This is a genomic window from Shewanella sp. UCD-KL12 (assembly GCF_001957125.1).
Lineage (GTDB): Bacteria > Pseudomonadota > Gammaproteobacteria > Enterobacterales > Shewanellaceae > Shewanella.
In genome coordinates this window covers 19,319-42,491 of the sequence record NZ_MPHJ01000009.1, presented here as the reverse complement: position 1 = coordinate 42,491, position 23,173 = coordinate 19,319, and the positions used below count along the sequence as shown (strand labels likewise).

Annotated in this window: 16 protein-coding genes and 1 riboswitch; of the genes, 9 read left to right on the top strand and 7 right to left on the bottom strand. The window is 42.9% G+C overall.

All coding sequences use genetic code 11. The annotated features are described in order from the left end of the window. The first annotated feature begins 103 nt into the window (after positions 1-103). Positions 104-631 (top strand): non-heme ferritin, encoded by a 528-nt coding sequence (ftnA, locus tag BM736_RS16005; RefSeq protein ID WP_076413987.1) that lies wholly within the window; start codon positions 104-106, stop codon positions 629-631. A gap of 82 nt (positions 632-713) precedes the next feature. Here the strand turns inward: ftnA and BM736_RS16000 are convergent, their stop codons facing one another. Next, a complete protein-coding gene (locus BM736_RS16000) occupies positions 714-3,917 on the bottom strand; it encodes an EAL domain-containing protein (protein WP_076413985.1) in 3,204 nt (1,067 codons plus the stop codon). Between the two features lie 364 nt (positions 3,918-4,281). Further along, the gene (ribB, locus tag BM736_RS15995; RefSeq protein ID WP_076413983.1) at positions 4,282-4,935 is read right to left on the bottom strand and encodes a 3,4-dihydroxy-2-butanone-4-phosphate synthase; all 654 of its coding nucleotides are present in this window, start codon (positions 4,933-4,935) and stop codon (positions 4,282-4,284) included. Between the two features lie 154 nt (positions 4,936-5,089). Then, positions 5,090-5,334, bottom strand: a riboswitch (FMN riboswitch). Positions 5,335-5,502: 168 nt separating this feature from the next. On the opposite strand from ribB, the gene BM736_RS15990 reads away from it, so the two are divergent. From BM736_RS15990 to BM736_RS15980, 3 genes are all read left to right on the top strand, one after another. Then, positions 5,503-7,698, top strand: a complete 2,196-nt coding sequence (locus tag BM736_RS15990) for a S9 family peptidase (RefSeq protein WP_083700239.1) — start codon at positions 5,503-5,505, stop codon at positions 7,696-7,698. Further along, complete coding sequence (locus tag BM736_RS15985; protein ID WP_256717905.1) at positions 7,699-7,974, top strand: GIY-YIG nuclease family protein; 276 nt, start codon at positions 7,699-7,701, stop codon at positions 7,972-7,974. A gap of 199 nt (positions 7,975-8,173) precedes the next feature. After that, positions 8,174-9,019: a phosphatase PAP2 family protein gene (locus BM736_RS15980; RefSeq protein WP_076413976.1), complete on the top strand. Its 846-nt coding sequence runs from the start codon at positions 8,174-8,176 to the stop codon at positions 9,017-9,019. A 458-nt stretch (positions 9,020-9,477) separates the two neighbouring features. Here BM736_RS15980 and BM736_RS15970 read toward each other — a convergent pair whose 3' ends face one another. After that, entirely contained in the window at positions 9,478-10,233 is a 756-nt protein-coding gene (locus BM736_RS15970; RefSeq protein WP_076413973.1) for a hypothetical protein, read from the bottom strand. 288 nt (positions 10,234-10,521) lie between these two features. Here BM736_RS15970 and BM736_RS15965 point away from each other — a divergent pair, with 288 nt between their 5' ends. Further along, the gene (locus BM736_RS15965; RefSeq protein ID WP_076413971.1) at positions 10,522-11,313 is read left to right on the top strand and encodes a bifunctional 2-polyprenyl-6-hydroxyphenol methylase/3-demethylubiquinol 3-O-methyltransferase UbiG; all 792 of its coding nucleotides are present in this window, start codon (positions 10,522-10,524) and stop codon (positions 11,311-11,313) included. A gap of 99 nt (positions 11,314-11,412) precedes the next feature. Continuing rightward, positions 11,413-12,294 (top strand): ABC transporter substrate-binding protein, encoded by an 882-nt coding sequence (locus BM736_RS15960; RefSeq protein ID WP_076413970.1) that lies wholly within the window; start codon positions 11,413-11,415, stop codon positions 12,292-12,294. A 33-nt stretch (positions 12,295-12,327) separates the two neighbouring features. Here the strand turns inward: BM736_RS15960 and BM736_RS15955 are convergent, their stop codons facing one another. The 4 genes from BM736_RS15955 to hslR all read right to left on the bottom strand — a co-directional run bounded on the left by BM736_RS15955 (position 12,328) and on the right by hslR (position 18,137). After that, positions 12,328-14,190, bottom strand: a complete 1,863-nt coding sequence (locus BM736_RS15955) for a M14 family metallopeptidase (RefSeq protein WP_076413967.1) — start codon at positions 14,188-14,190, stop codon at positions 12,328-12,330. A gap of 731 nt (positions 14,191-14,921) precedes the next feature. Continuing rightward, complete coding sequence (locus BM736_RS15950) at positions 14,922-16,463, bottom strand: phosphoenolpyruvate carboxykinase (RefSeq protein WP_076413965.1); 1,542 nt, start codon at positions 16,461-16,463, stop codon at positions 14,922-14,924. A 304-nt stretch (positions 16,464-16,767) separates the two neighbouring features. Beyond that, positions 16,768-17,628 carry an Hsp33 family molecular chaperone HslO gene (gene hslO, locus BM736_RS15945; protein WP_076413963.1) on the bottom strand — a complete coding sequence of 287 codons (861 nt, stop codon included), beginning with the start codon at positions 17,626-17,628 and terminating at the stop codon, positions 16,768-16,770. Between the two features lie 110 nt (positions 17,629-17,738). Next, positions 17,739-18,137, bottom strand: coding sequence for a ribosome-associated heat shock protein Hsp15 (gene hslR, locus BM736_RS15940; RefSeq protein ID WP_076413962.1), 399 nt, complete (start codon positions 18,135-18,137; stop codon positions 17,739-17,741). A 273-nt stretch (positions 18,138-18,410) separates the two neighbouring features. Here hslR and gspC point away from each other — a divergent pair, with 273 nt between their 5' ends. The 3 genes from gspC (at position 18,411) to gspE (ending at position 23,171) form a co-directional block, all read left to right on the top strand. Then, positions 18,411-19,322: a type II secretion system protein GspC gene (gene gspC, locus BM736_RS15935; RefSeq protein ID WP_076413960.1), complete on the top strand. Its 912-nt coding sequence runs from the start codon at positions 18,411-18,413 to the stop codon at positions 19,320-19,322. Between the two features lie 95 nt (positions 19,323-19,417). Then, on the top strand, positions 19,418-21,607 hold the full coding sequence (gene gspD, locus BM736_RS15930; RefSeq protein ID WP_076414215.1) for a type II secretion system secretin GspD: 2,190 nt from the start codon (positions 19,418-19,420) through the stop codon (positions 21,605-21,607). Then, entirely contained in the window at positions 21,600-23,171 is a 1,572-nt protein-coding gene (gspE, locus tag BM736_RS15925; RefSeq protein ID WP_076413958.1) for a type II secretion system ATPase GspE, read from the top strand. The genes gspD and gspE overlap by 8 nt, the downstream gene beginning before the upstream one ends. The last annotated feature ends 2 nt before the right edge of the window (positions 23,172-23,173 follow it).

Below are 23,173 nucleotides of genomic sequence, written 5' to 3'. Positions count from 1 at the left end.
AATAAACAGTGAGTTAAGTAAATTTAATTGCATTTCTTTGTTATTTTTATGACAATGCAGCGCAATAAAATAGCCATTTAGATATCTGTATAGAGGAATTAAAATGCTGGCGCAAAAAATGATTGATCAACTAAATGCTCAAATTAATGTGGAGTTTTTCTCCTCAAATTTATATCTGCAGATGAGTGCTTGGTGTGAAGATAAAGGGTTTGAGGGCGCAGCGAAATTTATGCGTGTGCATGCTGATGAAGAGATGCAGCATATGCATCGACTATTCACTTATGTGAGTGAAACAGGTGGTATGCCACTACTTGGTACGATTGAAGCACCGCAAGCAGAGTTCTCTTCTCTACTGGCTCTGTTTGAGTATACCTATGAGCATGAGCAGATGATCACTTCAAAGATTAATGAATTAGCTCACGCAGCATTTACTAATCAAGATTATTCAACTTTTAACTTCCTGCAGTGGTATGTCTCTGAGCAGCATGAAGAGGAAAAGTTATTTAAGTCTATTGTTGATAAAATTCGTCTTGTTGGTGAAGATGGCAAGGCGCTGTTCTTTGTTGATAAAGACCTTGCTCAGATGGCTGTTGAAGAGTCTGCAAGTGTCATGACTGAGTCGGTTGCTTAACCCCTTGCCGAACGGTCGTCCAACAGAAAAAAAGGAGCCTTAAGGCTCCTTTTTTAACGCTATCATCTATTCATAAATGCGCTTAACCCATCTGTTTATCTAACTGATTTTCTAGCAAGAGTTGTAGTTTTTGTGCAGGCAAAGGCCTCGAGAATAGATAGCCTTGGCCAAAATTACAGCCTAATGTTTCTAGCTGCTGACGTTGTGCCTCACTTTCTATTCCCTCGGCAACTAGCTTGAGCCCTAGGCTTTGTCCCATCATCACAATAGCCTTAATTAAGTTAGCATCTGACTCTCTTTCCAGCATATTGTCCACAAAGCTTTTATCTATTTTAATGACTGAGATAGGGAAGCGTTTGAGATAGCTCAATGAGGAGTAACCCGTACCAAAATCATCGATGTAGATATCGACGCCAAGAGAACGAATAGACTCTAAAGCGAGCAAACACTGCTCGGTATCATCCATCAGCATGGATTCTGTAATTTCAATATGAAGGTATCTAGGGTGAATGCCACTCTTCTGCAGTTGCGCGTTGAGTAAACAGCTGAAATTGTGCTGATTCTCATTGATTAATTGCCTGCCGGAGACATTGATTGCCATGCTTATCTCCAGACCTTGTTGATGCCAATGGGCAAGATCGCTTAATGCTTGCTGTAATACCCACTCGCCAATCGGTTCAATGAGTCCTGTTTCTTCTGCAATGGGGATAAATTTGTCTGGCGAAATTAGACCGAATTTTGGATCTTGCCAGCGTATAAGGGCTTCGACACCGATAATTTGGTGGTTATCGACATTAACGATAGGTTGGTAGTGTAAACAGAACTCATGTTGCAGCACGGCTTGTCTGAGGCGCTGCTCAAGTTGAATCCGCTCCAACATATGCTGGTTCATCTCTGAAGAGTAGTAACGGTAGCTATTACGACCATCTGTTTTTGCTTGATACATGGCCGTTTCAGCATTACGAGTGAGTAACTCTTCACTTACCCCATTTTGTGGGTACAAGCTGATGCCTATGCTGGCTGAGATCATCAGCTCATCGCCGTTGACACCAAATGGAGATGCGAGATGAGCGATGATCTTCTCGGCGACTTGCTGTACTTGATGTCGATATTTGAGATGAGGCAAGATGATGATGAACTCATCACCACTGAGCCTAGCAATAAAGTCATTATTATCCGTGAGAGATTCTAGCCTTGAAGCAACTTGTCTTAGTAGTTCATTCCCGACAGAGTGGCCATAGATATCGTTGGTATACTTGAATCTATCTAGATCGATAAACAATAAGGCCAACTGATGGTTATTCTCTTGAGCGGTAGCAATATATTGCTGCACTTTAGTGGTGTAGAGTACGCGGTTGGGTAACTTGGTCAGCAGGTCATAATTGGTTTTATACCAGATATCTTTCTCATATTTCTTTCGATTACTAATATCAAGAAACAAACCGATATGTTGAATAATATTACCAGCATCATCTTTGACGACGGTAATGGCTAGGTATTCTGGATACACTTGGCCATTTTTGCGTTTATTCCAGATCTCGCCTTCCCATTTCCCCTCTGTCTGTAGCGTATCCCACATGCCATCATAAAAGTGTCTTGGTTGCTGGCTGGAGTTGAGGATAGAGGGATTTCTTCCCTTAACATCTTCTAGGCTGTATCCGGTAATTTGAGTGAAAGCTGGATTGATTAGTTCAATATGGTTATCGGCATCTGTTACAACAATCCCCTCTGATGAGTACTCAAATACTGCGGCTGCTAAATTAAGTTGTCGATAGGCTTTACGGCGCTCCTTGAGCATTGAGTTTAATGCTTTAGAGAGTTGTGCGATTTCATCATTCCCTTTGACAGGCACAGTAAGTTCAAGACTTGGGTTTTTAGCCATTTTCTGCATATCTCTGGCGATAAGCGAAATGCTATTAACTAAGTTACTGATCATGCTACGGCCAATAATGATAAGTAAGATTAGATTGATGATTGCTGCAAGAAAGCCTATCGCGAGAAAGAACAGTGATTCATTTTTCTGTTTATAACCTAGTCGGGTAATTTGTTCAGTGACATTTTGAGTGAGCTTATGCAGTTGATCGATTCTATGGCTAGCAATTTGCCACCAAAACTCACTATCTACCTCAGGGGCTTGATATTGAAGTTGTGATAGGGATTTGATCATAGGCTCATCGGCGATTCGAACCAAAGTATCTTGCTCTTTAATGCTTAGATTTTGTAGTTTGAATTGCCGTAGTTGATCTATCTTGGTGTGATACATCTCAACCGTATGATCAATCTGCTTAATTGCCGACTCTTGGTCGTCGGGGAGGCCTTTAATTTGCTTTAATTTATTCAACTTAAATTGCACCTGTTGCATGCCATTATTAAAGCTATCTAAGTATTGCTGTTCACCTCTAAGCAGATAGTTTTTAAAGTCATGAATAAGGCCGCCGTAACCCATTAAGCGACTAATTTTATAACTTTGTTCGACAATATATATCTGATTTCTTAAGCGATCCCTAACTTGTATCACTTCTTGATTTGATTTGCTGGCAAGTATTTCTCTGATGAGTTGTTGGTTGTTTAAACTTGCAGTTGAGAGTGTTTGAGCGATAGCTTCATTCAGTTGATGTTCGATACTCTTAATGGTGATAAATGCACTGGTATCTAAGAATTTTGCCGACAGCATTTGGTTCATCAAACCACGCTCTTTAGCTGCCATCTCTTGAACTGTAAGCACATTCAATAGGTCGTTATATGCCTTAGCTTGTAACGCATCTTCTGTTTGTAACTGAAGCTGAGAGATGAGGACTAGCAGGTGGTGGTTGTATTCTGAATAGAACTGAAAAGCTTGATTATCAAGTTGCTGATTGATGCCGAGTCGAATGCTATCCATCTCATGGCTTTTAGCTTTAATTCGTTCTAAATTTTTTCTAAGGGTTAGCGTTTGGCTCTGCTCACCCTCTAGTGTCTGAATAAATAACTGAAGCGCATCACTGTCTAGCAGTTTACCAAGTTGTGCATCGGTATGCTCTCTTTGTGAAGTAAGCGCCTGATGGAATTTTTCTCCATGGCTGCTGACAAAACCTGCTGAGAGACCACGCTCTCTTTGCAGTTCAAAAATGAGCTCTTCTACTTCACGGGTGATCTCAATGGCGAGTGTATTTCTCTGTGCTTCTTGATGCCGTTCAAGTAGGTGCATCATTCTCATCGAGCCAAAGATTGTAAGCAGCAGCATAGGTATAGAGGCAAACAAAATTAACTTTTGTTTTAGGCTCAATGTATTTAATACCGATAACATTCATCTGCTCCATGCATAACTATCAGAATATTTATCTATTTCAGCGACTGATAATTACTGAATTGAAAAAGAGGTTGGAATAGATAGCACAGCATAGCAATGCTGTCATACATATTTCACTAAACTCTAATCTAGGTCACGAAATATCATGTACGTGTCAAAAAACCGACTAAAGTACTATTTTTGTTGAGTTTATATTATTTACTACGTATTGAAAAAATGTATTTTTGATATGGATTCTGCTTAGGTTTACCTAGAGGGTAATCAAGTAACCATAAGAAATGTAAGGGTTTGCTTTAAATAAACAAAGAGCATGAAAGACGCTCTTTGTTTAGCAAGCTAAGATAATTGTAGTGAGGGCTGACTAGCTAACTTTAGCCATCATTGCATGTCTGAATTCGACAATATCTTCAATAGAAAGCACGGGTAGGTCATGTTTGATGCCAAACTCGATGATCTCAGGAAGCCTGGCCATAGTGCCATCAACATTTGTAACCTCACACAGTACGCCTGCAGGCTTTAAACCAGCCAGCTTCATAAGGTCTATTGTACCTTCGGTATGGCCGCGACGTGTTAGTACACCTCCAGGCTGAGCTCGGAGTGGATAAACATGTCCTGGGCGAGCAAGATCGCTAGCCACTGCGTCGTCGGCTATGGCAGCTTTAATTGTTGTGACCCTATCTGCTGCCGAAACTCCTGTGGTTACACCGACCTTAGCTTCAATGCTGACAGTGAAGGCGGTGCCGTATTGGCTAGAGTTATCTTCTACCATAGGAGGTAAGGCTAAATGCTTTACATGTTCATCGGTAAGGCAGAGGCAAACTATCCCGCTACACTCACGAATAAGTAGTGCCATTTGTTCATTGGTTAGCATTTCAGCGGAATAGATGAGATCGCCTTCATTTTCCCTGTCTTCGTCATCGACGACAAGAACTCCTCGACCTTGCTGTAGTGCTTTTAATGCGGTTTCGACACGGTTAATCGCTGTGCCGTATGGAGAAAGTAGTGACTGATTCATGGTTAAAATCCTTAATAAACAACATTGGGTTTTCCAGAATCAGGGCGTGCAGAAAATGACACTGGCATGATGGTAAATGCTGGTGCATCAGCAGAACAGAAAGCGTGCTAACAGATACCAATAAAGGCATGTTAATAACGACTCTTGTTCCATCTTACATTCTCTTTCATCCGGACTCAGACTGACAACTGCTGCATAATGCGATGAGTTGTAAGTGCATTACCGTCGGCTCTGGAATCGCTCTTTAAACTCGTTTAAATAAGCACACCAGATCTGCTGACCCCAAAGCCTACAAGATGTAGGTATGGGCGCTCGCGGGCTTAAGACATCATTGCATCATTGGATGCGTTCAGTACTATCACCGCCGGTGGGGAGTTTCACCCCGCCCTGAGAATTTACTCAACTGATCGTTGAGCGCGATTATGGTGCGCCTCTTTTTAGTAAATGACAAGTTGAGTTAATATTTTCGAGAGCTTGAGTTTGTTCTTTACCTCTTGGGGTATCGTCATTAGACTTCTGGGTCATTGCCACAAAGATAAAACCTCGTGCGGTCATCAATTACCAAGGATGTGTAAGGTGCCTAGATATTTCCAATTCGTTTCTCATTCAAGAGTAAGACTATTGTTCGGCTCTGCGCTGCTAGTTTTATGTGTTGGATGTGCCAATTCGTTAAGAGAACTCCCTATGAAAGCTGACAATGCAGTACAAGCTCCTATTGCTGAAAAGATCCCTCATAAGCTTAATATTCATGGCGTCACGCGAGTCGATGACTACTTTTGGTTAAGAGATGATAATCGTAAAGATCCAAAAATATTAGCGCATTTAGAAGCTGAAAATCGTTATAAAGAGAGTGAATTTACCCCTTTTAAGCATTTGCAGGAGTCATTGTTTGATGAGCTGATAGGTCGTCTCGATAAAGATGAGTCTAGCGTTCCCTACCATTGGCATAAGCATTGGTATTCGCGTCGTTACCAGCAAGGGTTTGAATATCCATTGATAGTGAGAAGTGATGCTATTGATACGCCAGCGGGGGAGGAGGAGATATTACTCGATGTCAATATTCGTGCTGATGGGCATGACTTCTATGGATTAGGTGGTATGTCTGTGAGTCCGAGTGAGTCTATGCTCGCTTTTGCCGAGGACACGCTAAGTCGACGCATCTATATCATCTATTTTAAAGATCTAATCACAGGTGAGTTGTTAGAAGACAAGATAGAGGGCGCTGATGGAGGCGTAGTTTGGGCTAACGATAATCAGCATGTTTTCTATATTAAGAAAGATCTGCAGACATTACTTGGTCATCAGGTGTTCCGTCATAAACTGGGTACTGAGCAGTCTCAAGATGTGTTGGTCTATGAAGAGAAAGATGACACTTATTACATCTCACTTGGAAAAAGCTTAGATGAATCTCGTATCGTGTTATTTCATGAAAGTACTATTACCAGTGAAGTCTCGATATTAGATGCCGATGAGCCACTAGGCCAATTCACTGCGTTGCTTCCCCGAGAGGAGGGGCATGAGTATTCGGTGTCTAAACTTGGCAATGAGTATTACATTCTAACAAACTGGCTGGCCGATAACTTTCGATTGATGCGAGTGAGTGAAGACAAGTTTGCTGATAAATCGCAATGGCAGGAGGTCATTGGGGCAAATGAAGCAACACGAATTGAGGATATATTGCTACTTCAAGATCACTTAGTCGTACAGACGCGTACTGATGGGATTAGCAAGATTGAGATCCGCCCACTCGATGAGCGTCCCCCTTATTATTTAGCATTTAATGACCCAGCCTATGTCGTGGGGCTCGATGTTAATGCGAGTCAGGCAAGTGATAAATTACGGATCTACTACTCAAGCCCGACGACGCCAGAGTCAATCTATGAGTATGATCTGAGTAATCCTATGACTAGAAACTTGCTGAAACAAGAGAAGGTCATAGGAGACTTTGATAGTGAGCTATATCAAGCAGAACGTGTATTTATTGATGCCAGAGATGGCGCTAAGGTGCCCGTGACTTTGGTCTATCGTAAAGATAAATTTCAAAAAGATGGCACTAATCCACTCTATCAATATGGTTACGGTGCTTATGGTCATACCATAGAGCCTGATTTTGACACTTCTGCACTGAGTTTATTGGATAGAGGGTTCGTGTATGCAATTGCTCATATACGAGGTGGGGAGATGCTGGGGCGTCCTTGGTATGATCAGGGGAGAATGCTTAATAAACAACACAGTTTCGATGACTTTGTTGATGTGACTAAATCATTAGTGGCTCAAGGGTATGCCGCTAGCAACAAAGTTGTTGCTGCGGGTGGCAGTGCGGGTGGCTTATTAATGGGAGGGGTGATTAACCAAGCTCCTGAGCTCTACTTTGCAGTTGCTGCGCATGTTCCCTTTGTCGATATTGTTACTACTATGCTGGATGAGTCTATCCCTTTAACCACCAATGAATATGATGAATGGGGCAACCCAAATGAGAAGCGCTATTTTGATTATATGCTGAGCTACTCTCCATATGATCAGATCAGCCAGCAAGCTTATCCTCATCTCTTGGTGACGACGGGATTACATGATTCTCAAGTGCAATACTTTGAACCTGCCAAGTGGGTAGCAAAGTTGCGCGATAATAAAACTGATGACAATAAGCTGCTATTTCATATTGATATGGAAGCGGGGCACGGTGGTAAGAGTGGAAGATATCGCCGCTATCAGGATACCGCCCAAGAGTATGCATTCTTTCTTGGTTTATTAGGTCTGAAGTAGGTGTCAGTCAAAGGAGCAGAAACGCTTTGGTATCTGTATATGATCCGTTGTCACAATGGTCACCTCTATACCGGGGTGACAACTGATATATCAAGACGTTTAAAAGAGCATCAAGCTGGTGGGGCTAAAGCGGCCAAATACCTTAGAGGGAAAGGCCCGCTTGCTTTAGCTTACTCTGAAGAGGTGGGTGATCGCTCACAGGCTTTGAAAAGAGAGATAGCGGTTAAGAAGCTCACTAAAAAGCAGAAGTTATTATTAATTTCTAGCGCCAGTTAATTGCACTTTGGGTAAACAGTCTTGATATAAAGATTAGATTGTTTACCCACTCAGGGCTGAAATTGTGAACGATTAAATCCACAGGCTAGTCTACTTGCTATACAATCTTCTATTTTTTTATGGTATCTCACCAAATTAAAGACAATTTTTTCACAGTCCAAGAGGTAACTTGCCCCCAACATTTGCTATGGGGTGTGTTATGTCGGTTAATCATCAGAATTTTATAGAGGCTACCTCTGCCAAAGAGCTGCAAAACTTTTTTTACTCTACAATTTTCATTTTATTTTTTTTGCACTTACTTACGCTTAATCAAGCGAGTAATTATGAGATCTTTAACAGTATAAATGCCATGAGCTCATTAATCCCTCAATGGCTGCAAGCCGTAGTGAATGACTTCGGTAATGGCATCACCTTAGGGGCAATTATTGTCTGTTACTTAGTTAAGCGCCCAGAGATGATGTGTAGGGTACTGTTTGCCGCGGTGTTGAGCTTGATCTGCGTGCCATTGTTAAAGCAGTATTTCGATGCGCCAAGGCCTCCACAAGTACTTGAGTATTTAAACATTGTCGGTGAAGCAAGATACAAACATAGCTTTCCCTCAGGGCATACCGCTACAGCATTTCTTTTTGCTGGATTGATAAGTATGTTTGACCTGCGAGCAAAGGTGAAGGTAACCCTGCTGATCTTAGCTGCATGTGTGGGTGGATCACGCATATTGATAGGGGCTCATTGGCCAGCAGATGTCGTTATGGGGGCGATAATAGGCTTGAGCTGTGCCTATGTTGCTACTAAGTTTTGCCCATTAATTACTTTAACCTTTAGAAAAAAACTACTGGCATACCTGTTATTGATCTCGGCTTTAATAATCAGCGAGATGAAAAGTGGTTATGACTTTCCCACTATTCCTCTGGTTCAGTATGTGAGGTGGGGCTTGTTGCTTTTTAGCGTTATCGCGGTAGTGATATTTATCTATAGAGAGTTTTCAGCTGGTATCGATGAGAAATTTGTCAGTATTGGGATGAAGCTTAATAAGTCGAATCAATAAATGGCGTGATGTAATACCAATTGGTATAAAGGTGTGGCCATTCAGCGAGAGTTTAGCGATTGTGAGACAAGGTGATTAATTGCTCCTCGGTAACCGCTCCTGCGTTACCCTACCTCCTATATCCATATAGTCGTGCATTAATGACATTCAGAACATCCATGTTTTTTGCAACGAGTGAGATACATAGTTATTCTACGTTTAAGCTCGTTAACGCCGCATAAGAAGCGCTAAAACTCGCCTAACAGGAGTGTTTTTGGCTGCCTACTTCTGTGTTGAATAAGTTCAAAAGGGATCACCATTCCCTCACTCATTCGCCTTGAATTATGCCGTCAAAAATAACTCTGAACTGACCACTTTCTTATACCGATTGGTATAATAGGGTGGGCAGCGACTCGTTTACTTGCAAAAGTCGCTGCGCCGGGAAGTTGGTGAATAGGGTTTCGTGAAGGTTAAATGAATTACTTTACACTTACCTGACCATCAATTTTATCGAAACTCAGGTTGCCAGAACCCGCCTCTAAAATATTCAAGCCTTTAGTATTGATAACCTCAATACCACCTGAGCCATCATCAATTGTGACTTTGCCCTGAATATCTTTCACGTAAATGCCACCTGATCCATCTGTGATACTAACGTCACCGTTGACCTGACTAATCTCTACTGAGCCAGAGCCATCATTTAATTCAATATCTCCTTCAACATTTGAGATGGTCATAGAGCCAGAACCATCCTGTATATCCAGACTATGGCCGCCATCTATCTCAACACTACCTGAGCCATCTTCTAATTTTATATCTGCCTTGATGCCAGAAATATTAATACTGCCGGAGCCATCATCAATATCCATTTTCATCTTAGCTGGCACTTTGATGACCAGATCGATATAAGGCGAATTCCCAGAGCCAATACGTGGGCCAAATTCTGCAACGAGATAAGCTGTGTTGCCTCTTTGAGTGAGTGATAAATTTGGCTCCATATCTTCATAGGTATAAATGTCTGCTTCTAGGGTGATGGTATCTATACCCTCTACACCTTTTATCTCGAGAGAACCTGCTCCTGTATTAGCCGCCAGCGCATTAAGCTCCCCAGCATCAATTTGTAGCTTCTGCTGGCTGTGCTCTAGTGGTTCCATGCTGGCACCATTGACGTTGATGATGCATCCAGATAGAGAGAGGGCGAAAATCGAAGCAAGTATAGTTGGGCGAGTGTTCATGTTTCTAATCCTTTGAAATCAATTTAGTGTGGCCAAGACTGATATTTTTATTCTTGTGCGCTTAGGTTATTTGCAATGCTGTTTAACCTTTCTAAGCAGTGTTTATGCCAAAGTTGTATCGCCATGTTTTTAAAGGGGATTGTTCATTATGTTTGGTAATGTTTATGAAAGTGTTAATCTTGATGATTAATCAGTGAGTTTTTAGACCTGTAAAAGTGGTGAATTTCATCACTGTCATCTGCAATGCTGTGAACTGGTCGTTTATAAAGACAGATAGAGAGAAGAAGTATGGATTACTTAGCAATTAACCAATCAGCATGGAATAAGCGCACTCAGACTCATGTGGCATCGAAATTTTATGATGTTGAGGGTTTTTTATCGGGCAAGTGTGCCCTGCAAGAGATAGAGGTTAGTGAGCTGGCAGTGAAGGGGAAAAGTTTGCTTCACCTTCAGTGTCACTTCGGGTTAGATACACTCTCCTGGGCGAGGAGAGGAGCCGAGGTTACTGGCATCGATCTCTCGTCAACTGCCATCGAAAAAGCCCAAGAGCTTGCTCATAAGACTGGTCTTGAAGCTGAGTTTATCTGTACCGATGTTTATGGCACTTCAAAACAGCTATCTAAGCAGTACGATATCGTATTTACCTCATACGGGGCACTTTGCTGGCTTCCAGACCTTGACCAGTGGGCGCAAGTTGTCAAAAGTTGTCTTAAAGAGGATGGGCAGTTTTATATGGTGGAGTTTCATCCGCTAGAGGCGCTATTTGATGGTTATAGCTATTTTGCTCAAGCTGAACCTGATGTAGATGTTGAGGGCACCTATACTGAAAACTGTTCAGGTGAAAAGGATACGTTAATCACATGGCCACACTCTATTTCGGATATTGTTAATGCCTTGCTCAGAGCAGGGCTTAAACTTGATCACTATAATGAATTTGATTTCAGCCCCTACAACTGTTTCGCAGGGTTGAATGAAGAGGTTGTTACACAGACCTCAGGTGAGCAAGTACTAAGATATTATATGGAACATAAAGCGCAAAGAGTGCCTCTGACGTATTCAATCTCTGCGACAAAGGGCTAGCTGATAGTAGCGTTGGGGTAAGCACTGTGACTTATCTCAACGCGCTAAATTACAGGGCCAAGCTCGATTGTATGTGTGATTACTTATCAAAGGGTGAGTATGCGAGCTTGGTTAGTTTTATCTATTATCATTTTTCTCTCTTCAGTCACCTCATCGGTCGTGGCTGCAACAACAGATGTTGTTATCCAGCCTAAACAATCGAAAGATGATGCGAGTTATCAATACTATGTCGATCTCATCTCTCTTGTATTGGAACAAACCCAAGTGGAATTCGGTGAAGCTCAACTGGTTGAATCAACATCAACATTCACTCAAAGCCGTGGGTTCAATGCACTGAACATGCAAAGGTTAGATCTCTACTGGGCTGGTACCAATGAATTCAGAGAGCTGGAGTATAGAGCTATTCGTATTCCGCTTATGGCAGGCTTACTGGGAGTTCGAGTACCTGTGATTAAGGCTGCCAATTATCAAATGTTTCTACAGATTGGGACTTCAGGGCAATTGAAAGCGCTGACAGCCTGCCAGGGAGATCAGTGGCCTGATTCGGATATTTTAGAGGAAAATGGCTATAGGGTTGAACGAGTGACTAAGTTCTCCCTTATGTATAGCATGCTTAAGCAGGGGCGTTGTGATTACTTCCCTAGAGGGATCACTGAGGTTTATGCTGAGCTGGAGGCCGGAGACAAACAAGGTTTAGTTGCTTTTGATAAAATACTACTCAGTTATCCATTTCCTATGTATATCTTCGTTGATAAAAGCAATGATGCTCTAGCCCTGCGATTAGAGTCTGGTTTATCGGTTTTAGTTAACTCGGGCAAGTTATCTGTATTTATGCAGCAGCATCCAGTGACTAAAACGCTTTTCCCTCTCGAAAAATATTCGGCTTCGAAATTGTTTCAGCTCACCAACCAATCTTTACCTAAATCGACCCCGCTAGATGATGAGTTACTCTGGTTAAAAATTAAAACCAGCCGGCACTAGTACCAACTGGTTTTAGTATTGAGTGTTTAAATACTATTGTTGTCTTAATACTGGGTACTGTAGGTATTGAGCATCGTAATAGGGACTTCTCTCATAAAACCAGCGCAGGCGTACCTTAGGGTCTGCTGCAAATGCTTTATCTTGTAGCGCTTTATCAAATGCCTGTTGTAGCTGTGGATCTGTGTTTAGCATCTGAGCTGCCAGAGGTTCTACGGCATAGTTTTCGATATATTCTGTGCGGGTAAAGATGGGGTTAAACAGGCCCCACTGTAGTAAGGAGTCTGGTGATTGAGGCTCGAGAAGTAAAATAGCCAAGTCGCCCAAGGGCTGTTGGGTAACAATTTTGACCGTGCCTGTTGGTAAGTTAGCAACAACAGACTTCAGTGAAGCGTCTGCAATGACTCTCTGTCTTCCCTCATAATCTGCCTGTTTGAACTTAGGTGCGCTAAGTGCATATTGATCTAGTTTTATCTTGGTTGGCTTTTCGAGCCGAGTCATACGAATACCGTGGATCTCTAAACGTTCTATTACCTCCTGCCACTGAGGGGGAATATAGTAAGCGCTTGGGCGAGTGATACTGATGTCCGGGACTGTGTTACCTATCACAGGTAAGTCAGGGTATAGTTTAGGTACACCAGTCCAGCGCACGACTTCATTGCCACTAATTGGGCTTGTCTCCATCTGGTATTCTATGCCTTTAAAGTCCCAGCCCTGCTGTTGTTGAACCTCTTTCCAAGTTAGCGTGATTCTTGGGGCGTAGTTATACTTATCCTGTTTAATGGCCGACTTGAGCTTAGTGGCCTGCTTGCCTACGGTTTTCAACGTGGCTTCAAGCATCACATAGGTGCCTAATACTCTCTGCTTGTAGGGTTTAAGGCTGTGATTTTCAATTAGGATTGTAGGCAGGTGTCTCGCATCCCCGTAGCCGTTTGAATAACGCGGGCTGGCATTCCATAGTGACATGCCTTTAGATAGGTCTGTGTTATCAATAGCAAAGACTAAGGGGCCTGGAATATGTCCTTGGCTGCTTAGTGCAGATTCAATGGCTGGTCTATAGCTATTTTCTAACCAGGCATAGCTTGAAGGGCTGAGGCCTTGGGGTAAGTTATAACCGAAGGTTACATCATATTGATAGTCGATACCGTCGGTAACATGTACATCAATATAGAGAGAGGGTTGCCACTCATTGATAGCGCGCAACATATGCTGCATCTCTAGCGCATCAGCCTTTGCGTAATCACGATTCAAATTGAGGTTTTTAGCCGTTGTACGCCAACCCATATTGACGGGACCGCGTTGGTTAACACGATTGTACTTACTAACACGTTCGTGACCATCAACGCTAAAAATAGGCACAAACAATAGATTGGCATTGTCGAGAAGTGAGCCTTTATCGCCGAGTACAATATCGCGCAACAACATCATGCCAGCATCTTTGCCATCAATTTCGCCTGAGTGAATGCCTGCTTGCACTAAAATGCTAGGTTTATTGTTTTCCGCAAGAGCCTTTGATGTCTCAGCACCTTCATTAGATGCCACGATCATCCAAATATCTCGCCCTTGTGGACTTTTGCCTATGCTGATCTTTTTTAACTTATCTGTCTGTGCAATAAGCTTATCAAGCCAGATAAAAGTGTCATCATAACTCGGAGAAGTTTTTAGTCCGTTTTGTTCAAAAGGGGTAGCCCATTCATCATCGGCACTTAGGAGTAGTTCTTCACTCTTACCATGCCATTCGATTGCTGGTGGCAATATGTGATCATTGATATAGGTAGAGGCAATTTGTGGTTCAGCTAGCTGTGACGATATTTCATCATTAGCTACTCCGTTATTAGCAATAGCGGATGAGCTAGCAAGGCTAACAAAGATGGCGGCTGATAAGTGCTTAAAGCGCATGTTAGGATCTCAATATAGGTCTTATTATTAGCCTGATATATTTAATTAAAATGCTAATGATCACAAGAGGGAAATGTTGAAAGTTATGGCCACTTTTATATGACCCTTATCTAAACTTAACTTTTACGATTTAATGAGAGTTATATGTTTAGGATATTAAATGATAATCAAGCTGCGCTTGATAAATGTCGCGGGATTCCATCCCACACCCGGGCAAGGAGGACTGCTCGTCCTAATCCTCCTTGCATCCACCTATGACGTCCCGGCGAAGTTGTAATCCTCATATATCACCTTAAATTCACTAACGCTTCCGATGGGGCATCCAAGCCCCCCGAAAGCTAAACTGACGTCCTGTCAGTTTTACGTAATTTAATCTTCCATATTTCGGCAACTTCCAACGGGGAGCGATAACACATCGAGTGAGTTTGAAAGGTATAAATATGACCTAAATCGAAGAGACAGTGCTTTGGTTTATAACGGGTGTAGATGCGGCCGAGGTTATAGGGATATTTCTTATGAAATAAAAAGCCGCACCGTATCATTGCAGTATCTGCACATAAGCCCACGGCAGGTGATAGGTAACAATGAAGTTATGAATTATCAAGTCTCTATCATGTAGCACTACCCCTTTGACATAAAAAATCCCAGCTAAGCGGGTGCTAGAGCTGGGATTATAGAGCGTACGATTCAATTAACTATCAGGCTACGGGTAACCTAACAGAAAGACCGTATTAAGCATTCGGTCCGGCATGCTTGATCGAATCTGGTACTTGGTACTTCTCGAAGTTAGTGGTAAAGCTCTCTGCCAATGTTTGGGCATACTCAGCATAAAGTGCTTTATCTTCCCAAGTATTTACTGGGTTAAGTAACTTAGTCTCAACACCTGGTATCGCGACAGGAACATGAAGGTTTAGTTTTTCTAAATGCTCTGTCTCAACACCTTTGAGTTCACCACTAACAATAGCATCAACAATTGCACGTGTAGTTGGGATATCAAAACGGCTACCAACACCATGAGGGCCGCCAGTCCAGCCTGTGTTGACTAGATAGACCTGACTACCAAATGACTCGATACGCTTCATCAATAGTTCAGCATAAACACCTGCTGGACGTGGGAAGAACGGCGCACCAAAACAGGTTGAGAAGGTTGATTGAATCGCAGCGCTTGAACCCATTTCAGTAGAGCCTACTTTAGCAGTATACCCAGATAGGAAGTGGTATGCCGCTTGCTCTTTTGTTAATAGAGAGACAGGTGGAAGCACGCCTGATACGTCACAGGTTAAGAAGACAACTGCATGGGGCTCTGCGCCGCAGTTTTCCTCTTTTCTTAGTTCGATATGCTCTAGTGGATAGGCCGCGCGACTATTTTCTGTAAGAGTTGAATTACTGTAATCTGGTACACGGTTCTCATCCATAACGACGTTTTCAAGCACAGTGCCGAAACGGATAGCATCCCAAATTACAGGCTCATTCTTTTGGCTAAGATCGATACATTTAGCGTAACAACCACCTTCAATGTTAAATACGCCACCAGGTGCCCAGCCGTGCTCATCGTCACCGATTAAGAAGCGCTTAGGATCGGCAGACAGGGTTGTTTTACCTGTACCTGATAGACCGAAAAATAGCGTGGTATCACCATCTTTACCTATGTTAGCCGAGCAGTGCATTGGCAACACACCCTTCGCAGGTAGTAAGAAGTTTTGCACTGAGAACATAGACTTTTTCATTTCGCCAGCATACTTAAGACCTGCTAGCAGTACTTTACGCTCGGCAAAGTTTAAGATCACTGTGGCGTCTGAGTGAGTACCGTCACGCTCAGGGACACACTCAAAGCCTGGTGCGTTGATAATTTGCCAAACAGGTTTGTCAGCGGCATTGAACTGCTCTGGGATAATAAATAGGTTGCGGGCAAATAACTGATGCCAAGCCGTTTCAGTGGTGACCTGTATTGGCTGATAATGAGCAGGGTCTGCACCTACCTCTAAATCTGAAATGAAAGTTTCTTTGTCGGCTAGGTAAGCTTCTACTCTTTCCCATAATGCCGCAAACTTCTCCTGCTCAAAGGGCTTATTGACAGAGCCCCAATCGATATCGGCTTCAGAGCTTGGTTCTTTGACGATAAATCGGTCATTGGGTGAACGGCCTGTACGTTCACCAGTTTTTGCGACTAACGCACCATTAGCTGTCAATTCACCCTCTTTACGAGATAGAGCAAGTTCGATGAGTTGTGCCGTTGTAGGGTTACGATGAGCCAATTGTGATCTATCCGCCATAGGTAAGGTCTCCATGTGTGAGGTCGGAATTTGGGTGCCAGTCTTTGCCAGCTTTTCTTTAGATAGAAAATTATTTTTTGTACAAATATGCGTCTTTGTGCGCTGAGCGCCGATTGTAACTTATGCAGAATTAAATGTGTGAGTAAGATCTCTGTTTGATCAAAAAAAAGATGTTGGTCACGCTAGGTGGGGAGGGTAAAAAGTGAGTGACTTACTGAAACAAGGATTGGGGCTGGCGGCTATGAAGGGCAGAAAAAAGGCGCATAAATGCGCCTTTTTTCTATAGCTGTGGTATCAAGCGATATTACTGCTTAGCGGCAGGAGCTTGAGCATTGTTAAAAATTGCTTCGATATCGATAGAATCGAAACTATAGTTGGTATTGCAATATTCACAACCCATCTCTACTTTGCCCTGTTCGGCAATGATGGCATCAATCTCTGCTTTAGCCACTGTTCGAATAGCCTGAGCACTGCGCTCTCTGGAACAAGTACAGGAGAAGCTGACGTCGATAGGATCAAAAAGGCGAACCTCTTCTTGGTGATAAAGACGGTGTAATACCTCTTCGGCTTCTAACTCATAAAGCTCTTCAGCTTTTACTGTAGCTGTAAGCTGCTGAAGATGTTCAAACTCTTCATTTTGCTCACCTTCACTTGGTAATACCTGTAGCAACATTCCTGCAGTTTGCTTGCCATTTGCAAATAGCTTAATAGAAGTTGGTAGCTGCTCTGATTGAGCAAAGTACTCTTCTAGGCAGGCAGATAATGTACTCTTATCAAGTGCTACAACACCTTGGTAGCGCTCACCGTCTGTCGGTGTCAGTGTGATCACCATATGGCCTTTACCAAATAAAGCTTGTAGATCGCTATCTTGGCTTAGTTCACCATTCCAACGAGCGACTCCTCGTAGTTGCTGGAGGTTATTGCCATTAATTACCGCTAACGAGACAGGACCATCACCTTGAAGTTGCACACTGATATCGCCATTAAATTTTAATGTTGCAGTAAGCAAAGATGTGGCAGCCATTAGTTCACCCAAAAGTTGTTGGATCTGCTCAGGATAGGTATGGGCAGATAAAACTTCTTGGTAGCTCTCTTCAAGCTGGACTAATTCGCCACGAACATCGGCATTTTCAAATAGGTAGCGGTGTAAATTATCTTTACTCATCTCAATCTCACAATTACATTTCTTCTGAAGCTGGTGTCCAGCATCGATTTAAATAGCTATATGGTGTCAGTTGCCCGAATTTTCAACACTGAATTCAATTAAAAATGGTTTTAACCCTCTTTAAAGCGAATAAGCTGACGTCGTTGCTTTTTATCTGGCTTATGGTCTGGTGCTGGGTTATTTAAAACGTTCAGTCGCCTGGCTTCAGCGTAAGTTTCTCGTTTTGCTATACTTTCGGGAGTTTCTTGGTACAGAGTTTGAGCAAATGTTGCTTTTTGACGTTGATCTGACAGTTTTAATATGACTATCTCTTTTTCGTCATATCCTTGTCTTAATTTTATAACAGCATCTAGCTCGGCCATTTTGCTTGATTTGGTTCTTTGGCCATTATAGTGTACTTTTCCGCCATTAATCATGTCTTTAGCTATTGCGCGTGTTTTATAAAAGCGCGCAGCCCAAAGCCATTTATCTAGCCGGACCGCTTGGCTCGGTTCGAGGGATTTAGTCATTGAGTCTCCATAGTGACATTAATGATGGTTGAGGTCACAAGCTGGGGATTAAGTTGTCACTTTATCTTAGTGATAACTTAATATAGCGATCGGCTTCACACCCTTTTCTCGCGCGTAAAGTTAGCATATTTGGCTTATTCTAGCCAATTGAGCGGGTGTTATTAGCTTGTTGCGCTTGTTGAGGTTAGCAGTGTGGGTTAGCATGAGTCAGGATTTGCTAAATTATCATTATTATAATCAGAACAGAGACCTGTACAGAGGGTCCACTTAAATATGGATTTATTAGATAAAGTTATTACGAAAGCTGCAGGTATTCCACACAAACCATTAAGCTCAGCTACTTTTTGGCTCTTTTTGGTGCTTGTAATCTACCTCTTAGCTCAGATCACATGGAAGCTGATACCAGCAGCATCGGATGATGCATCAAGTTGGCGTCCAACACCCGTTAGTAGTAACTCCTCAACGAGTGTGAATATTTCTCAACTACAAAAACTCGCGCTATTTGGTAAAGCTGACGCAGCTTCCACTAAGCCAAAAGCTGAGCCCGTTGCTGAAATGATTACTAACGCCCCTAAAACTTCCTTGTCGATTCAGTTAACAGGTGTTGTTGCCTCAACCTCACAGCAAAATGGTGTGGCTGTGATCGCGTCAAGTGGTTCTCAAAATACCTATGGTTTGGGAGATAAGATTAAGGGGACTTCGGCATCCTTAAAAGAGGTGTACGCCGATAGGATTATTATTACCAACTCTGGGCGCTACGAAACCTTGATGCTTGATGGCCTAAAGTACGAAACCAATAGTCAGGCAAATAAGCAACTTCAGCAGGCTAAGTCGGTTAAAAAAGTCGATCAACGCCGAAATAAGCAAGTTGCAAGAGAAATACAAAAATCTCGTGATGAGTTACTTGCTGATCCGAGTAAGATCACCGATTACTTAGCGGTCTCGCCTGTTCGCAGTGGTGGTGAGCTAAACGGTTATCGATTAAACCCTGGTAAGGATAGAGAGCTGTTCACCCAGGCAGGATTTAAGCCTAACGATCTGGCTAAATCGATGAATGGCTATGACTTAACCTCGATGAGTCAATCTATGGAGGTTATGGCGCAACTGCCTGAGCTTACCGAAATATCTCTGATGGTTGAAAGAGATGGTCAGTTAATAGAAATAATGTTTAGTCTGCCAGAATAATTAAAATTAGAGGGTGTGTCTTACTTATGACGCGCACCTCATCTGAATTAGTTAGAGCCTTATGGGCGAACCAATGGGTTATGGGAAGTAATATAATGAATAATAAGAGTTTTCGTAAAAAGTTAATCGCAGGGCTGGTGATGGGGGCCTCGTTATTAGCTCCTCAGATCGCTTGGTCTGAGCAATATGCGGCTAATTTTAAAGGAACAGACATTCAAGAGTTTATCAATATCGTAGGTAAAAACTTGAATCGCACCATTATTGTCGACCCAACGGTTCGCGGTAAGATCAATGTTCGTAGCTACGATCTTCTTGATGATGAGCAATATTATCAATTCTTCCTCAATGTACTACAGGTATATGGTTATGCCGTAGTAGAGATGGATAACAACATCATCAAGGTGATAAAAGATAAAGATGCAAAAACCGCATCAATTCGCGTTGCTGATGACAATACCCCCGGTGTTGGCGATGAGATGGTAACGCGCATAGTTGCCTTATATAACACCGAAGCTAAGCAGCTAGCTCCACTGCTTCGACAGCTAAATGATAATGCTGGCGGCGGTAACGTGGTTAACTATGATCCATCAAATGTTCTGATGATCTCTGGTCGAGCTGCGGTAGTAAATAAACTGGTTGAGATAGTTCGCCGTGTCGATAAACAGGGTGATACAGAGGCTCAGGTTGTCCCACTTGAATTTGCTTCAGCCGGTGAAATTGTTCGTATTATTGAGACGTTAAATCGAGCCAGTGGCAATAAGGCTCCGTCTGGTCAAGCGCCTAAAGTTGTCGCCGATGAGCGTATGAACGCCGTTATCGTCAGTGGAGACGAGAAGAGCCGTCAGCGAACGGTTGCATTAATCAAAAAGCTAGATGCTGAGCAAGCAAGTACAGGTAATACCAAAGTTCGATACCTACGTTATGCCAATGCAGAAGATCTTGTTGAAGTGCTCACTGGCTTTGCTGAACAGCTTGTCAGCGATCAAGATGGCGGCGCTAAGCAAGGTGGCGGTAAGCGTCGAAATGATATCAATATCATGGCGCACACAGATACGAATGCGATAGTGATCACCGCTGAACCTGATCAGATGCGTACCATCGAAAGTGTGGTTAATCAGCTAGATATTCGCCGTGCTCAGGTATTAGTAGAAGCGATTATTGTTGAAGTGTCTGAGGGTGACGATGTTGGTTTTGGTATCCAGTGGGCGACCGAATCTGGCGGCATGACCCAGTTTAATAACTTAGGCCCAACGATTGGTGAAGTTGGTGCAGGTGTGTGGCTAGCTCAAGATCAGAAAGCATCCCAGACCTGTTCAGGCTCTGGTGACAATCAGACCTGTACGGATAATCCGGACACTCCTGGTGATATTACGGTACTGGCCCAAGCACTAGGCAAAGTAAACGGTATGGCTTGGGGAGTCGCAATGGGTGACTTCGGTGCGTTAATTCAAGCGGTATCGAGCGATACTAAATCTAACGTACTTGCTACACCATCAATTACTACCTTAGATAACCAAGAAGCCTCATTTATCGTTGGTGATGAAGTACCGATTCTTACTGGTTCACAAAACTCCAGCAATGGTAACAGCAACCCATTCCAAACTGTTGAACGTAAAGAGGTTGGGGTTAAGTTGAAGGTGGTACCACAGATCAACGAAGGTACTTCAGTTAAGCTGACTATTGAGCAGGAAGTGTCGGGTATTAACGGTAAGACAGGGGTTGATGTGACCTTTGCTACACGTCGTTTAACCACTACGGTAATGGCTGATTCAGGTCAAATTGTGGTGTTAGGTGGTCTGATTAATGAAGAGGTTCAAGAGAGTGTACAGAAGGTGCCTTTCTTAGGAGACCTACCTATCATTGGTCATCTGTTTAAGTCATCTTCGAGCGGTAAAAAGAAAAAGAACCTAATGGTGTTTATTAAGCCAACGATTATTCGTGATGGCATCACTATGGAAGGTATTGCAGGTCGTAAATATAACTACTTCCGTGCACTACAACTTGAGCAGGTCGAACGTGGTATTAACTTAATGCCAAACAGTGAAGTACCAGTTCTTGAAGAGTGGAATCAATCTGAGTATCTGCCACCAGAAGTTAACGATATCCTTGAGCGTTATAAAGAGGGCAAAGGCTTAGAGACTAAGATGCGTGAGACTGATCCGGCTTTGAAGCATATTTCTGAAAATAAAGGCACGACTGCTGAAGAGGAAACTGTTACAGAGGACTCTTCAAGCGAGAATAAAGATAGCGCAATAGAAAATACAGAAGATAATGCCGATGAGTAATACTCAAATTCCTCAGAGTGACGAACTCGCTTTGGTTTCTGAAGAAGTATGGCAAGATGCAGAGATCGAGACTGATGAAGAGTTTCGCTCAGATAGCAGAGAGCGATTGCCCTTTGCTTTCTCCCATCGGTTTGATGTGGTGTTAGATAAAGGGGTTGATGATGCCCTGACTTTATACCATACAGCTAAAACGCCTCTTGAAGCCTTATTAGAAGTTAGACGCTATACGGGTCGTGAGCTTCCTTTGGTGCAACTGCTTGCCGTTGAATTTGAAGCGAGACTCACGCAAGCCTATCAAGCTAACTCCTCTGAAGCACAACAGCTGATGGAAGATATCGGCAACGAGATGGACCTGTTTACTTTAGCCGAGGAGCTGCCGCAAACAGAAGATCTGCTTGAGGGCGATGATGATGCACCGATTATTAAATTGATCAATGCATTGCTCTCAGAAGCGATCAAAGAGGAAGCATCAGATATTCACATCGAAACTTATGAGAAGCAGCTTGTTGTGCGCTTCCGTGTTGATGGTGTGCTTAAAGAGGTACTTAAACCGAATCGTAAGTTATCATCTCTTCTGGTGTCTCGTATCAAAGTTATGGCACGTCTCGATATTGCCGAGAAGCGAGTTCCCCAAGATGGCCGTATCTCATTAAGAATTGCGGGTCGTGCAGTCGATGTGCGTGTTTCTACTATGCCTTCTAGCCACGGTGAGCGAGTTGTTTTGCGTCTGCTGGATAAAAATGCCGGTAACCTAGACCTCATTCAGTTAGGCATGACAGATGCTGTACGGATCCAGTTTGATGAGTTGATCCGTAAACCCCATGGCATCATTCTGGTGACTGGTCCAACAGGTTCTGGTAAAAGTACCACCTTATATGCTGGTTTAACTGAACTAAATTCAAAAGATACCAATATCCTGACCGTCGAAGATCCAATTGAGTATGAGTTAGAAGGCATTGGCCAGACTCAGGTCAATACTAAAGTTGATATGACCTTTGCCCGTGGACTGCGCGCAATTCTTCGTCAAGATCCTGATGTTGTAATGATTGGTGAGATCCGAGACTTAGAAACTGCTCAAATTGCAGTGCAGGCCTCATTAACCGGTCACATGGTGCTATCAACGCTGCATACGAATACCGCATCAGGCTCTATTACTCGTCTACAAGATATGGGTGTCGAGCCCTTCCTCGTTTCTTCCAGTTTACTCGGTGTATTAGCCCAGCGATTAATTCGTACCTTATGTGGTGACTGTAAGTCTGAACATGTGCCGGATCAAAGTGAGCGTGCATTATTGGCCATGAAACCTGATGACCAAAGGGTTATTTATCGAGCTGAAGGTTGTAAGAGTTGTGGCCATAACGGCTATCGCGGACGAACGGGTATTCATGAACTACTGATTGTGGATGATGATGTACGAGAGTTGATTCATACCGGACGTGGTGAGCTCGCTATTGAGAAGCTTATTCGTAAAACAACCCCAAGTATTCGTCATGATGGCATGAGCAAAGTACTTGCAGGAAGAACCACCCTCGAAGAGGTGTTGCGTGTCACTCGCGAGGAATAGAC